10 protein-coding genes are annotated in these 13973 nt (G+C 66.2%); 2 read left to right on the top strand and 8 right to left on the bottom strand.

Features of this window, described 5'->3' with window-relative positions:
• Nucleotides 1-25 precede the first annotated feature (25 nt).
• Together OPV09_RS14260 and OPV09_RS14255 are read left to right on the top strand one after the other, a co-directional pair.
• Complete coding sequence (locus OPV09_RS14260) at nucleotides 26-1717, top strand: sensor histidine kinase (RefSeq protein ID WP_338678548.1); 1692 nt, start codon at nucleotides 26-28, stop codon at nucleotides 1715-1717.
• A 57-nt stretch (nucleotides 1718-1774) separates the two neighbouring features.
• On the top strand, nucleotides 1775-5218 hold the full coding sequence (locus OPV09_RS14255) for a response regulator (RefSeq protein ID WP_338678547.1): 3444 nt from the start codon (nucleotides 1775-1777) through the stop codon (nucleotides 5216-5218).
• On the opposite strand, the gene OPV09_RS14250 is transcribed toward OPV09_RS14255, so the two are convergent.
• The 8 genes from OPV09_RS14250 to narH form a co-directional block, all read right to left on the bottom strand.
• Nucleotides 5215-6426, bottom strand: coding sequence for an NnrS family protein (locus tag OPV09_RS14250; RefSeq protein ID WP_338678546.1), 1212 nt, complete (start codon nucleotides 6424-6426; stop codon nucleotides 5215-5217). The two genes, OPV09_RS14255 and OPV09_RS14250, sit on opposite strands and share 4 nt — an antisense overlap.
• Nucleotides 6427-6560: 134 nt before the next feature.
• On the bottom strand, nucleotides 6561-7223 hold the full coding sequence (locus OPV09_RS14245) for a response regulator (protein WP_034781594.1): 663 nt from the start codon (nucleotides 7221-7223) through the stop codon (nucleotides 6561-6563).
• A 23-nt stretch (nucleotides 7224-7246) separates the two neighbouring features.
• A complete protein-coding gene (locus OPV09_RS14240) occupies nucleotides 7247-9133 on the bottom strand; it encodes a type IV pili methyl-accepting chemotaxis transducer N-terminal domain-containing protein (RefSeq protein ID WP_235194215.1) in 1887 nt (628 codons plus the stop codon).
• Between the two features lie 45 nt (nucleotides 9134-9178).
• Entirely contained in the window at nucleotides 9179-10165 is a 987-nt protein-coding gene (moaA, locus tag OPV09_RS14235; protein WP_034751232.1) for a GTP 3',8-cyclase MoaA, read from the bottom strand.
• A 102-nt stretch (nucleotides 10166-10267) separates the two neighbouring features.
• Entirely contained in the window at nucleotides 10268-11014 is a 747-nt protein-coding gene (locus tag OPV09_RS14230; RefSeq protein WP_338678545.1) for a peptidylprolyl isomerase, read from the bottom strand.
• Between the two features lie 15 nt (nucleotides 11015-11029).
• The gene (narI, locus tag OPV09_RS14225) at nucleotides 11030-11716 is read right to left on the bottom strand and encodes a respiratory nitrate reductase subunit gamma (RefSeq protein ID WP_331776796.1); all 687 of its coding nucleotides are present in this window, start codon (nucleotides 11714-11716) and stop codon (nucleotides 11030-11032) included.
• Between the two features lie 27 nt (nucleotides 11717-11743).
• Nucleotides 11744-12400, bottom strand: coding sequence for a nitrate reductase molybdenum cofactor assembly chaperone (narJ, locus tag OPV09_RS14220; RefSeq protein ID WP_338678544.1), 657 nt, complete (start codon nucleotides 12398-12400; stop codon nucleotides 11744-11746).
• A 21-nt stretch (nucleotides 12401-12421) separates the two neighbouring features.
• Nucleotides 12422-13972 carry a nitrate reductase subunit beta gene (gene narH / locus OPV09_RS14215; RefSeq protein WP_034751243.1) on the bottom strand — a complete coding sequence of 517 codons (1551 nt, stop codon included), beginning with the start codon at nucleotides 13970-13972 and terminating at the stop codon, nucleotides 12422-12424.
• Between the last annotated feature and the right edge of the window lies 1 nt (nucleotide 13973).

Raw genomic sequence — 13973 nt, 5'->3', positions numbered from 1 at the left:
GAATGACAACCCTTGCGGAGGCAGCATGCAACAGCACAGATACGGGAAGGCCATGGCCTGGCAGCGTTGGGAGCGCTGGGATGCGCGCACCCTGCTGTCGCTCTTCATGGCCGTGCTGCTGACGGGGCTGTGGAGCATCACCGTGCTGCAACTGCGGCACGCCTACGACAGTGCCATCGCCGGCGCCGGGCGCGATGCGCGCAGCATGGCGCGCGTCTTCGACGAGCACGCGATCCGCACGATCGAGGCGGCGGACCAGGCGGCCACGTATTTGCGCAGCCGCTACCAGGCGCTGGGCAGCGGCCTCGACATCGTAACGGACCTGCGGCAAGGCCTCAAGCCCGGCCCCCTGTACAACCTGTTTACCATCGTCGACGAACAGGGCGACATGGCGCTGTCAAGCCGCCCCTTCCAGCCGACCAGGCTGGCCGACCGCGAACACATCCGGGTACACATGCAGCGCGACAGCGGTGAACTGTATATCAGCAAGCCGGTGCTGGGCCGCGTGTCGAAAAAATGGTCGATTCAGATGACGCGCCGCATCAACCATGCCGATGGCCGGTTCAAGGGCGTGGTGGTGGTCTCGATGGATCCGTATTACTTTACCCGCCTGTACGACGAAGTCGACCTCGGCGACAACAGCTCCACCGAGCTTGTCGGCAGCGACGGCGTGGTGCGCGCGCGCCGGGTCGGTGCCGCCGACACCATCGGCCAGGATATCGGCGCCAGCAAGGTATTTTCCTTAATGCAAGGTAAAACGCGGGGCGGCTTCACCGAGCGCAGTCCCGTCGACGGCATCGTGCGCTTTTACGCATTTGAAAAACTGGCCGGCTACCCGCTGTACATGCTGGTCGGGCTGGACCGCGACACGGTATTGGCCGACTACGTCTCGCGCCGCAACCAGGCCTTGCTGATGGCGGCCATCACGAGCGCGCTGATCGTGCTGTCGTGGGCCGCGCTGGTGCTGCTGATCGGCCGCCTGGTCGACAGCCGCGCCAGGGCCATCGCCGCCAGCGAAGCCAAGTCGCGCTTCCTGTCGAACATGTCGCATGAATTGCGCACGCCCCTCAACGGCATCCTCGGTTTCTCCGAGCTGCTGCAAGAGCAGCTGCGCGAGCCGGAACAGGCCGCCTACGCGCAAACGATACAGGACAGCGGCCGCCAGTTGCTGTCCATGGTCGAGGCGGCGATGGAATTGAGCGCGCTCGAGCACGATCAGGTCAGGCTGGAGTCCGCCGCCGCGCCACTGGACCAGCTGCTGGAACTGGCGCTGGCGCCGCACCGGCCGCGCGCGGCGCACAAGGGCTTGCAGCTGGCCGCTCAAGTGGCGCCCGCCACGCCGCCCAGCATCGATTGCGACCGCGTCCGCTTCGTGCGCGTGCTCGACATCCTGCTCGATAACGCCATCCGCTACACGGCTGCGGGACGGGTCGACGTGCACGTCACGCACAGCGGCGCGGACCTGCAGATCGAGGTGCGCGATACGGGCATCGGCATCGCACAGGCGCAGCAAGGCGTGATCTTCGACAAATTCTCGCAGGCCGACGACTCGCCGAGCCGCGCCCACGATGGCGCCGGCATGGGTCTGGCCATCGCACGCCAGCTCGTCGCGCTGATGGGCGGCAGCATCGGCGTCGCATCCGCGCCGGGCCAGGGCGCCGTCTTCCGCCTGCGGCTGCCGCTGGGCGGCAAATTGACCACACTATCACATGCATAGTTGCGCCAGTTGTGCGCAAAAGTTGTTCTCCATCCCTATCGGGTATAGCATCGCCACATGAGCTATCACACAGAGGCGGCGGCGTTGCGCAGACGATGGATCGAGTGGCTGTTCCTGCTTCTCGGGCTGCTGATCGTCGCTGCCGCCCTCGCCTACGCGCACCTGGCCGAAGCGACGCGGCATGACGAGGCCGAACGCGAGCGCCTGAGCGTGCTGACGGCGCTGCTGGCAAAAAACATCGAAGTCGACCTGGCGGCGACCAACCTGGTGCTCGGCGGCGTGATCCGCGACTATCTTGCCGCCGGCCCCGCACCGGACGCCGGCCAGGCGCTGCCGCGGCGCCTGGCCGCGCTGGTCGACGCCATGCCGGGCGTGCGCACCATGCTGGTCATCGATGCGCAAGGCAAGGCGGTCGCCACCAACATCGCGGAACTGGCGGACCAGGATTTTTCGCGCCGCGGCTACTTCCAGACGGCGCGCGATGCCCCCGATGCGCGCATGCTGTACATCTCGGCGCCCTTCCATTCCTTCAAGGGCGACCTGGTCATCACGGCGTCGCGCATGGTGCAGGACAAACAGGGCCGCTTTGCCGGCGTGGTGGTGGCCACCTTCGCCCCCGAATACTTCACGGCCAAGTTCCGCACCGCCATGTACGCCCCCGACGTGTGGGCCGTGGTGCTGCATGGCGACGGCCAGCAGTTCCTCAACTACCCGGCCAGGACTGCCAATGGCGGCAATATGGACGTCCCCGGCAGCTTCCTGCGGCGCTTTCGCGACAGCGGCTACCAGGCGGGCGTCCTGAGCGGCGTCGAAATTGCCGACGCCGGCGCCCACACCGCCCCCCGCATCATGGCCATGGCGACCATCGCCCCCACGGCCCTGCACATGGACCGCGCCCTGATCATCGGCCTGAGCCGCGAAGAAGCGGCCATCGCCGCCCCGCTGCGGCGCCAGGCGCTCGGCTACGTCCTCTCCTTTGCCGTGCTGGCGCTGGCCTCGGCCAGCCTGCTGTTCTGGAGCCAGCGGCGGCGCCGGCAGCAGACCGCCTGGCATGCGGAACAGGAAAGCGAGCGCCAGGCCATGCAAGCCATGTCCGACAGCGAAACGCGCTTTCGCACCCTGATCGAAGATGCGCCCGTGGCCATCGCCATCCTGCGCCACGGCCGCTTCATCTATTCGAATCCCCGCTACCGCAAGCTGCACGGCTACACGATGGAAGACAATCTGAACGGCCTGCCCTGGTCCGCCATGATTTCCCCGCCATCGCTGGCGGCGCTGGCCGCCAACGAAGCGCTGATCGAGGCCGATTCGCCCAGCGAACAGGTGTTCGAAGCCGTCGGCCTGGGCAAGCAGGGCCTGCCCGTGCCCATGTTCAAGACCACCACGCGCGTGCTGCTCAAGGATGGACCGGCCACCCTGATCTTTGCCCAGGATATCTGCGCGCAAAAACAGGCCGAAGAGGCCATGCTGCTGGCGCGCGACGCGGCCGAAGCGGCCAACCGCAGCAAGGCGGAATTCCTCGCCAACATGAGCCATGAAATCCGCTCGCCGCTCAACGCCATCCTCGGCATGGCCTGGCTGCTGGAACGCGACGGCCTCGATGGCGAAGCGCTGCAGATGGCGCGCAAGATCCGCGCCGCCGGCCAGTCGCTGCTGGGCATCATCAACGACGTGCTCGACGTGTCGAAAATCGAGGCGGGCCACATGACCATCGAACAGGCGCCGTTCCGCCTGGCCGACGTGATCGACAAGATCGCCGCCAGCATGGGCGTTGCCGCGCATGACAAGCCGATCGAGGTGCGCATCGGGCCGCTGCCCGACGGCGTCGACCAGGTGATGGGCGACGCGCTGCGGCTGGAACAGGTGCTGGTCAACCTGACCAGCAATGCCATCAAGTTCACCACGCAGGGCACGGTCGAGCTGACAAGCGCACTGGAAAGCCGCGACGGCGACGCCGCGGTGCTGTGTTTCAGCGTGCGCGACACGGGCATCGGTATCGCGCCTGAAGTGCAGGAAGCGATCTTTTCCGCCTTCGCCCAGGCCGACACGTCCACCACGCGCCGCTTCGGCGGCACGGGCCTGGGCCTGACCATCTGCCGCCAGCTGGTGCGCCTGATGGGTGGCTCCATGCGCCTGACCAGCGTCACGGGCCAGGGCAGCACCTTCAGCTTCACGGTGCCGCTGCAGCTGATGGCCGCCAGCGTCCCGTCCTCGCCCGACATGCACGGCTTGCGCGTCTTGCTGGCCGATGGCAAGGCCGACGCGCGCGGCGCCGTGGCCGCCGTGGCGCAGGGCCTGGGCTGGAGCGTGCATGCCGTCTCCGGCGGCCAGGCGGCGCTCGAGCATGCGCTGGCCTGCGCCGATGACGCGCGGCCCGGCGTCATCGTGCTGGCCGCGCGCATGCCCGACATGGACGGCGAAACCACGGCGCGCGCCCTGCGCGAGCACCTGCCGCCGCAGGATTGCCCCATCGTTATCCTGGCGGCCAGCGGCACGCCGGCGACAGCGCCCGCGCGCCGCCGTACGGACCCGGCCAATCCGGCCGATGCCATCCTCAATAAACCGGTGACGGCGTCCAGCCTGTACAACGCGACGATGGAAGCGCGCCAGCGGCGCGCCGAAGCGGCCGGCCTGGACGTGGGCCTGGACGTTGCTCATGGAGCGCTGGGCGAGCGCGTGCTGGCCGGCGTGCGCGTGCTGGTGGTCGACGACAGCGACATCAACCGGGACGTGGTCAACCATATCCTGTGCGACCAGGGCGCCCTGCCCTCGTTCGCCTGCGACGGCCAGCAGGCGCTGGACTGGCTGCTGGCCCACCCGGCCGACGTCGACATCGTGCTGATGGATGTGCAGATGCCCGTCATGGACGGCTTGCAGGCGACGCGCGCGCTGCGCCAGCTGCCGCAGTTCCAGGACCTGCCCGTGGTGGCGCTGACGGCCGGGGCGTTCCAGACGCAGCGCGCGGCGGCGCTGGAAGCGGGGGTGAACCATTTCATCAGCAAACCTTTCGACGTGCCGCAGACCATCGCCCTGATCGCGCGCGCGCACCGGCGCCATGCGCAAGGGCTGCCGGCCCTGCCGCCCGTCGTGGCCGAAGCGGCGATACCCATGCGGACAGGCGGCGCGGCGCCCGTGATCGACCTGACGCAAGGCATGGAGCAGTGGCTCGACGAAGCACCCTACCGCCAGCACCTGTCGCACTTCGGCAGCACCTACCGCAACACCGTGGGCGCCATGCGCGCGCTGCTGGCGGCCGATGCACGCGCCGACGCCGCCGCGCTGGCGCACAAGCTGGCCGGCGTGGCCGGCAGCCTGGCCCTGCCCGCCACCGTGCACGCGGCCCAGCAAGCCGAACAGCTGCTGCACGCGGGCGACGATGCGTCGGCCGCCCTCGATGCACTGGAACAGGCGCTGGCGCAGGCCATCGAGGCCGCCGCCGCATACACGGCACAGACGCCGCCCGGCCAGGCGACCGTGCCAATGACAAACTTGCCAGCCTAGCCTTCGCGGCCATCCACCCTGGCGCGCCACAGATACGGCGCATACACGCATGCATACAGGCCAAAGGCCAGCGACCAGCAGGCGCCCGCCGCCAGCAGCAGCGGCATGGCCAGCGAAACGGGACCGACGGCGGCCAGCAGGCGCGCCAGCGCGCCCAGCTGGATCAGCCAGTACATCACCGCTTCCGCCTTCCCGCCCTTGAGCGGCCGACCCGTGTGGCCCAGCGTGGTGCGCGTCATCATGCCGATGATCAGGCCCGCCATCGAGCCCACCGTCAGCGCGTGCAAGGCGGCGCTGGCCGGCAGCAGGCCCAGGCTGGCGGCCGCCAGCAGCGCAAAGCCGATGCCGATCCACGCATACGACAGGTGCAAAATCCACAGCAGCGGCACGCGCAAAGTGCGCTGCGGCTGCCAGGCCAGCAGGTTGGCCAGCGACACGCCAGCGGCGCAGAAGGCCAGCGGCGCCGTCAGCCAGGCTGGCGCGCCGGCCAGCCACGCGATCGCGGCCGCCGCCATGCAGGCCACGGCCGCCAGCGCCCGTTTCGGACTGGCCACGGGCGTGCTGCCCGGTGCGCCATTGCGCGTAAACATGGGGATCACGCGCGCGCCGATCACCGATTCGATCAGCACGATGATGAAAATGGCCGCCTGCACGGGCACAAACAGCGACAGCGGCAGCCAGCCCAGCACGGCCGCATGGAACAGGCCATTGGCCAGCGCCAGCAGGGCCAGCAAGCCGACGAGGAACAGGTTGCGCGTATTGCCCGAGCGGCGCAGCACCAGGTACAAAGGCCAGGCGGCCAGCGGCAGGAACAGCCAGTCGACCAGCGCCGGCAGCAGGCCCGGGCCGCACAGCATGGCCACGCGCCCCGCCAGCCACAGCCCCACCAGCGCCATCAGCCGGGCGCCGTGCGGCGTCGGCAAGCCCGTCCAGTTGCGCCCCGCCGTGTACAAAAAGCCCACGACGACGGCCAGCGCGAAACCGAACACCATTTCATGCATGTGCCAGCCCAGCCCCACCTGCAGGCCGCCCGTCAGCCAGCCCGCATAGCTGGCCAGCCACAGGGGAATGCCGATGGCCGCAAACACGGCCGCCAGCAGGTAGAACGGGCGAAAACCCAGTTGCCAGACGGCGTGGCCGGCATGCCAGGGCGCGGCGCTGGCGGCGGCGGGAGGAGAAGATGGTTCGCTGATCGGGGTAATGGCCATGATGGGCTCTCTTTTAAAGATATATCCAATATACTACTTTAAAAGCGCGATGTCGGCCATCGGCAAAAAGGACTAGAAGAATGGATGGCAGCGGCCATGGGGCCGGCCCGGCGGGCCAGACCCCATCTACGCGGCTACTTGCCCTGCCGGTGCTCGACCGCGTACACGGCCGCCTGCACGCGGCTGGTGAGGTTGAGTTTTTTCAGCACGTTCTGCACGTGGATCTTGACCGTGCTTTCAGCCAGGTCGAGGGTGCGCGCGATGCCCTTGTTGCTCTCGCCGCGCGACAGGCAATCGATGATTTCCTTTTCACGCGGCGTGAGCTTGTCCAGTTCCGACACGGGTTCCTCGCGCCGCGTGCCCGCCTGCAGCTGCGCCACCAGCTTGCCCGTCATCGCTTCGGCGATGACGACTTCGCCGGCGGCAGCGCGGCGGATGGCGCGCACCAGGTAGTCGGCGTCGATATTCTTGATCAGATAGCCGCAGGCGCCCGCCCGCAGGGCCGTGGCCAGGTCTTCCGCGTCTTCCGACACGGTCAGCATGACGATGGCCGTGTCGGGGCAGTCGTGCTGCATCAGCTGCAGCGCTTCCACGCCGGACATGCCGGCCATGTTCAGGTCCAGCAGCACCACGTCGGGCTGCAGCTGGATGGCACGCTTGATGCCTTCCACGCCATCGGCCGCCTCGCCCACGACGGAAAAGTCCGTATGCCGCTGCAGCAGCGAGCGTATGCCGCTGCGGAACAGCGCGTGGTCATCGACCAGCATGACGGTGATCGGTTTATCGGGTGTCTCCATTTTTTATACTTTCAGGTAGTTACTCAGGCGGCGCGGCGCTGCTCGCGCGACAGATGCAATTCGACCGTGGTGCCGCCGCCCTGGCAGGCATGCACGTCGAACGTGGCGTCGATGCGCTGCGCGCGCTCGCGCATGATATGGATGCCGACATGGCTGTCGCCCTTTTCCAGCACGGCGGCAGCGTCGAAGCCCACGCCATTATCGCTGATCGTCAGGGTAAAGTCCTGGTGATCGGCGAGGCGCACTTCGACGTGGCTGGCCTGGGCGTGCTTGCGGATATTCGACAGCGCTTCCTGCACGATGAATAATAACTGCAATTGCTGCTCGCGGGGGAACGGCGCGCCGTCCACATCGGCCAGCAGTTCGGCGTCGATGCCCGTCTGGCGGCGGAATTTGTCCACGGCCGCGCGCAGGGAGCCGATCAGATCGTCCTCCATCAGGCGGCTGCGGAAATTGGCCAGCAGTTCGCGCACGTCCTCGTAGCTTTCCTTCACGCCTGCATGCAGAGCCGGCACGATGCCCGCCACCTCGTCGAAACGCGCGTTGCGCACGGAGTCGTCGAGCATCTGCACCTGCAGGTTGAGGAAATTGAGGCTTTGCGCGATGCTGTCGTGCAGGCCCTGCGCCACCAGGTTGCGCTCTTCGGAAATGGCCATTTCGCGTTCGCGCGCGGCCAGGCGCAGGTTTTCCAGCGCGATGCCCAGCAGCTGGCCCAGGGTTTCCAGCAAGGCCAGCTCGCGCGCGGAAAACACGCGCGCATGGCGGAAATGCAGGTTGAAGAAGCCCAGGTGCTGTTCGTGCGCATGGATATGGAAGACGGAGACGGTGGCAAAGCCCTCGCGGTGGCAGCGCAGCTCGTGCGCCTTGTCGATGCGGCGCATGTCGTGCACCTTCGCCACCTTCATCTCGACAGCCGTGCCGCACAGGCAGTCGCCCACCTTCAGGCAATGCTCGGACGCCACCAGTTCCTCGGACAGGCCCGTATGCACGACCATATGCAGGTTGCCCCGCTCGGCGTCGAGCACGCGCACGGTGGAGCCGTCCGCCTCGAAATAATCGACGATGCGCTGCATGAAGCCGCCGCAGATGTCTTCCAGCGGCTGCGGGCGCTGCAAAAAGGCGGCGCTTTCGTACAGCAGCGCCAGTTCGCGGTTGCGGTATTCGAGGGTGGCCGTCTTGCTGCGCACGCCCTCTTCCAGGTTGCCGTACAGCGCCTGCAGGCGGTCGGCCATCTGGTTGAAGCCACTGGCCAGCTGGCCGAATTCGTCATTGCTTTCCACTGCCAGGCGCACGCTGAAATCGCGTTCCTTCATGCGCTGCATGCCCAGGCGCAGCCGCGTGACCGGTTCGATGATCAGCATGAACATCAGGTAAATCATGCTGACCGTGCCGATGACGGCCATGCCGACGAGGATCAGCTGCGAGGCGCGCAGCCAGAAGGTGCGCTGTTCGCTATCATGCTCGATCAGGCGCACCAGTTGATCGACCTGGCCCACGAAGGTATCGGCGTCATGCTCGAACTGGCGCGCGCGCGCGGTGGAGTCGGCGGCCAGCGCGGCCGGGCGCAATGCGCCGCGCCAGGCCGTGCCGATGCGTTCGAATTCGGACTTGATGGCCGTACTGGGGGGCAGGAACAGGGGGCGCTGCGGGTCCCCGTGGCCGATCTTGGCCAGGGTCTCGTCGATCAGCAGCACTTGCTGGCGCGCCTGTTCGCGCGCATCGCTGGCAAGCAGCAGGGTCAGGCGGTAGGTCTGCATGCGCAGCCGGCCCGTCTCGTTGATGGCGGCCGAACTGCCTTCGAGCTGCCAGGACAGGAACAGGGTGCAGCCGATGGCACTCAAGGCCAGCACCAGCATGAGCAGCAGCGCGCCGACGATCTTGGTCGACAGCTTCTGCCAGGAGGAAAACATCGCCTTGAATTTCATACCGCCCTTGAGTGTAAATACAAAACTGCCTCAGCCGCCCGTCTGCGCCATGAACCGGATAATTTTATCGGGCTGCGTATTGAAATCATGCTGCTGCGGCTTCAGTTCGATGGCGGCGCGGATCGCCGCTTCGATCTCCGCATCCGTGGCCCCGCCGCGCAGCATGGGGCCGAGGGCGAATTTCTCTTCCTGGCCCAGGCACAAATACAGGGTACCATCGACGGACAGGCGCACGCGGTTGCAACTGGCGCAAAAATGCTGCGACATGGGCGTAATGAAGCCGATGCTCGAGCGTCCATCGGCTGTCGCCATGTAGCGCGCCGGCCCGCCGCCCAACTCTGTTGCCTGCGGCACCAGGCCAAAACGGGCCGCCAGGCGCTCGCGCACAGGACCGAGCGGCATATAACTGGCATTGCGGCCCGTGCTGCCCATCGGCATGGCTTCAATCAGGCGCAGGATGAACTGCTGCTCGATGCAAAACGCCGCCATGGCCTCGATCTGGCCGTCATTGATGCCGCGCATGGCCACCATATTGATCTTGATCGGGTCGAAACCGGCTGCCTTGCCCGCCATCAGCCCATCGAGAATCGGCTGCAGGCTGTCGCGCCCCGTGATCTGCTGCATGCAGGCGCGGTCGAGCGAATCGAGGCTGACGTTGATGCGGTCCACGCCCGCCGCGCGCAAAGCCACGGCGTGCTTGCCCAACTGGGTGGCGTTGGTCGACAGCGACAAGTCCTGCAAACCAGGCAATGCCGTCAGCCGCTGCGCCAGTTCCGGCAGGTTGCGCCGCAACAGCGGTTCGCCGCCCGTCAGGCGCACGCGGCGCGTGCCGAGGCGAACGAAGATGCCCAGCAGGCGTTCGATCTCGTCGAACGTCAGCCAGTCCTTCGGCTCCTCGAAGCCGCGAAAGCCCTTGGGCATGCAGTAACTGCAGCGCAAGTCGCAGCGGTCGGTGACGGACAGCCGCACATAATCGATCGAACGGCCAAAACGGTCCTGCAACTTGACGCTACCCATGACGCTACTCCTGTTTCTTACTTGATTGTAAAGGCTGGGGCACGATCTGGCTGTGCCCCAGAAGGCCTAGCGGCCTACGCCTTTCGGCCTACGCATTTCTACCTACTGAACCAGCGGGCTGGCCGTGCCTTCGAGCTCGATGCCGGCGATCTCGGCGCGCCCCACCAGCAAGTGCAGATACTGGTGCACGGCGCGCTGCCACGCGGCCCGCGACAGGCGGTCGGCGATCTGCGCCTGCACGGCCTCGTAGGCGATGGGCTGGCCCTCGACCCTGCGCAGCACTTGCACGATGTGGTAGCCGAAGCGCGTTTCCAGCAAATGGCCGGCCAGCGCGCCCGCTTCCAGGCGGAACAGCAGCGCGTCGAACTCCGGCACGCTCTGGCCCGGCGACAGCTGGCCCAGGTTGCCGCCCAGGGCGCCCGACGGGCAGTTCGAATACTGCGCCGCCAGTTCGCCGAAGCGTTCGGGCGCCAGTTTCAAGGCGTCGAGCACGGCTTGCGCCGTCGTGCGCAGCAGCTCCAGGGGCGCCTCGGGCGTCACCTGGAACAGGATGTGGCGCGCCTCGACCAGCGCCCCGCTGCTAAACAGCTGCGGGCGCTGCGCATAAAAGGTGCGGCAAGCCGCATCGTCGGCGGGCGGCACGCGCACTTCCTGCGCAAACAGCGCTTCGATGCGGTCGTCAATACTGTCGCCCTGCACGCCGAGGCGTTCGGCTTCGTCTAGCAACAGCCGGCGCAGCACCAGTTCATGCACGGCCTGCTTCAAAGGGTTGCCGGCACCGTCGTGATGCGGTAGTTCCTGCGCGATGTCGGCATCGTCGATATCGATGCCATTGACGGAGATTCCCATGATGTGACTCCTTTCTTAACGGCGGCGAACCAGCTGGTAAGCGCGGCCCAGGTACCCGATGGCGCCGAAGCCGCTCCACACGTGCACCAGACGGGTGAACGGGAAGATGACGAACAGCGACATGCCCATGAACAGGTGCAGCTTGAACACCAGCGGCGCATCGACGATGAAGCTGGCGGCGTCGCCGCGGAAGGTCACGATGTGCTGCGCCCAGTTCATCAGCAAGACCATCATGTGGCCATCCATGTGCGAAGCCGAGACGAAGATCGAGGACAGGCCCAGCAGCAAGGTCAGCAAGATCCACACCATCACCAGCTTGTCGCCGGCCGTGGTCACGGCGCGCAGCCGGTCGTTACTGAAGCGGCGCACCAGCAGGATCAGGATGCCGGCCAGGCACAGGGCGCCCATCACGCCGCCGGCCGCCATGGCCACTCCCTGCTTCAGGCTGTGCGACACGCCCAGGGTATCCCACACCCAGACGGGGGTGAGCAAGCCGGCCGCATGGCCGAACAGCAGGCCGATGATGCCGATGTGGAACAGGATATTGCCCAGGCGCAGGCTGCCGCGGTGCAGCAGCTGGCTGGAATCGGACTTCCACGTGTATTGCTCGCGGTCGAAACGGATCAGGCTACCGAGGAAAAAGATGGCCAGCGCGATGTATGGATAAATGCCATACACAAATTGATGCAAGTAATTACTCATGATGTACTCTCCTCATGCGGACGCGCTTCAAGCGGCGCGCCGCGGCTGCGGGTGAAAATGCACGGGATGGACGCCGCCCGGAACCTGGCCCGGACCTTGGCGCAGCAGCGGCTCGACGCCGTCCGCACCGGGACCGAAGGTTTCCAGCGCTTCATCCATGTCGCGCACCGGCGGTTCGGCCAGCATTTCCGCCGCCACGGGGCTCAGGCGTTCGAGCACGGTGAAGACGGGCGCATACGGACTGCCGTTGGCCGTCAGCTTGCGGCCGATGTGCGCCAGCACGTGGACGGCGTCGCCCAGCAGCGGCGCCGAGACTTCCTCGTCGAGCTGCGCGAGGAATTCCAGGAACAGCGGCACGAAGTCGGGCAAGTCGTCGCCCACCATTTGCAGGCCGTGGCGCTTGTACTCCTCCATCAGGTCGACCATGGCCTGGCCCCGGTCGCGCGATTCGCCGTGGATATGCTCGAACAGATGCAGCGAGTGCGACGGGTTGCGGTCGAACGTGGCCACGTACTGCTGCTGCAGGTCGATCAGGCTGCTGCTTTCCAGGTGCGCCAGCAAGGGCCGCAGCAGCGCGTGCTGCTCCGGCACGGCCGCCAGCGCGGCGTCCAGCTGCGGCAGATGCGCGATCAGCTCGGGCTCCGGATACAGCAGCAGGCGCGAAAGGACTTGGTAGTGATGCATAGCGTATTCCATATCAGCTCCTTAAGCGCCAGGCGCCGTTTTGCGCGACTTCGGCATCTGCATGAAGATGGCCGAACCGTGTTTTTTCTTGCCGAACAAGGTCGGTTCGCTGGTGCCGTCCGAGCAGCCGTTGCCGAAGCTGAAGCCGCATGAACCCTTCTCGTTGAAGCTGTCCTCGGCCATTTCCTTGTGACTGCTGGGGATGACGAAGCGGTCTTCGTAATTGGCGATGGCCATGATGTGGTACATGTCCTCCACCTGCGCCTTGCTCAAGCCCACCTGTTTCAGGACCGTGAGGTTTTCCACCTTCTCGACGGTCTTGCTGCGCATGTAGGCACGCATGGCCAGCATGCGGTCCAGCGCCGTGACGATGGGCGGCTGGTCGCCGGCCGTCAGCAGATTGGCCAGGTACTGCACGGGAATGCGCAGGCTTTGGGTGTCCGGCAGCATGCCGTTCACGCCCAGCTTGCCCGATTCGGCAGCCGCCTGGATAGGCGACAGCGGCGGCACGTACCACACCATCGGCAAGGTGCGGTATTCGGGATGCAGCGGGAACGCCACTTTCCACTCGACGGCCATCTTGTAGACGGGCGACTTGACGGCCGCTTCCAGCCAAAGGTCGGGGATGCCCTGACGGCGCGCCTCGGCGATGATGGCCGGGTCGTGCGGATCTAGGAACAGGTCGAGCTGCGCCTGGTACAGGTCCTGCTCTTGCGGCACGGAGGCGGCGGCTTCGATCTTGTCGGCGTCGTACAGCAGCACGCCCAGGTAGCGGATACGTCCCACGCACGTTTCCGAGCACACGGTAGGCTGGCCAGCTTCGATGCGGGGGAAGCAGAACGTGCACTTCTCCGCCTTGCCGGACGACCAATTGTAGTAAATCTTCTTGTACGGGCAGCCGGAGATGCACATGCGCCAGCCGCGGCACTTGTCCTGGTCGATCAGCACGATGCCGTCGTCTTCGCGCTTGTACACGGAGCCCGATGGGCAAGACGCCACGCACGTCGGGTTGAGGCAATGCTCGCACAGGCGCGGCAGATACATCATGAAGGTGTTTTCGAACGTGCCGTACATCTCCTTCTGCATGTTGTCGAACAGTTTGTCCTTGCTGCGCTGGGCAAACTCGCCGCCCAGGTCATCTTCCCAGTTCGGACCCCACTCGATTTTTTCCATCTTTTTCCCCGTCAGCACGGAGATCGGACGGGCCGTCGGCGGCGTCTGCGACAGCGGCGCGCTTTGCAGATGCTCGTAGTCGTAGGTGAACGGCTCGTAGTACTCGTCGATGGCGGGCAGGTTCGGGTTGGCGAAGATATTCGCCAGAATCTTCAGACGGCTGCCCTGGCGCGGCTCGATCTTGCCCGCATCCGTGCGGCGCCAGCCGCCGTTCCACTTGTCCTGGTTTTCCCACTGCTTCGGATAGCCGATGCCGGGCTTGGTTTCCACGTTGTTGAACCATGCGTACTCGACGCCGTCGCGGCTGGTCCATACGTTCTTGCAGGTGACGGAACAGGTGTGGCAGCCGATGCACTTGTCCAGGTTCAGCACCATGCCGATTTGCGCTCTGATTTTCATA

The organism is Janthinobacterium sp. TB1-E2 (genome assembly GCF_036885605.1).
Classification (GTDB): Bacteria; Pseudomonadota; Gammaproteobacteria; order Burkholderiales; family Burkholderiaceae_D; genus Janthinobacterium; species Janthinobacterium aestuarii.
The sequence above is the reverse complement of the archived record's forward strand: the minus strand, read 5'-3'. Positions and strand labels throughout refer to the sequence as shown.

Coding starts and splice junctions, on each gene's coding strand:
- OPV09_RS14260 (WP_338678548.1), top strand. CDS start 26: ATGCAACAGCACAGATACGGGAAGGCCATGGCCTGGCAGCGTTGGGAG.
- OPV09_RS14255 (WP_338678547.1), top strand. CDS start 1,775: ATGAGCTATCACACAGAGGCGGCGGCGTTGCGCAGACGATGGATCGAG.
- OPV09_RS14250 (WP_338678546.1), bottom strand. CDS start 6,426: ATGGCCATTACCCCGATCAGCGAACCATCTTCTCCTCCCGCCGCCGCC.
- OPV09_RS14245 (WP_034781594.1), bottom strand. CDS start 7,223: ATGGAGACACCCGATAAACCGATCACCGTCATGCTGGTCGATGACCAC.
- OPV09_RS14240 (WP_235194215.1), bottom strand. CDS start 9,133: ATGTTTTCCTCCTGGCAGAAGCTGTCGACCAAGATCGTCGGCGCGCTG.
- moaA (WP_034751232.1), bottom strand. CDS start 10,165: ATGGGTAGCGTCAAGTTGCAGGACCGTTTTGGCCGTTCGATCGATTAT.
- OPV09_RS14230 (WP_338678545.1), bottom strand. CDS start 11,014: ATGGGAATCTCCGTCAATGGCATCGATATCGACGATGCCGACATCGCG.
- narI (WP_331776796.1), bottom strand. CDS start 11,716: ATGAGTAATTACTTGCATCAATTTGTGTATGGCATTTATCCATACATC.
- narJ (WP_338678544.1), bottom strand. CDS start 12,400: ATGCATCACTACCAAGTCCTTTCGCGCCTGCTGCTGTATCCGGAGCCC.
- narH (WP_034751243.1), bottom strand. CDS start 13,972: ATGAAAATCAGAGCGCAAATCGGCATGGTGCTGAACCTGGACAAGTGC.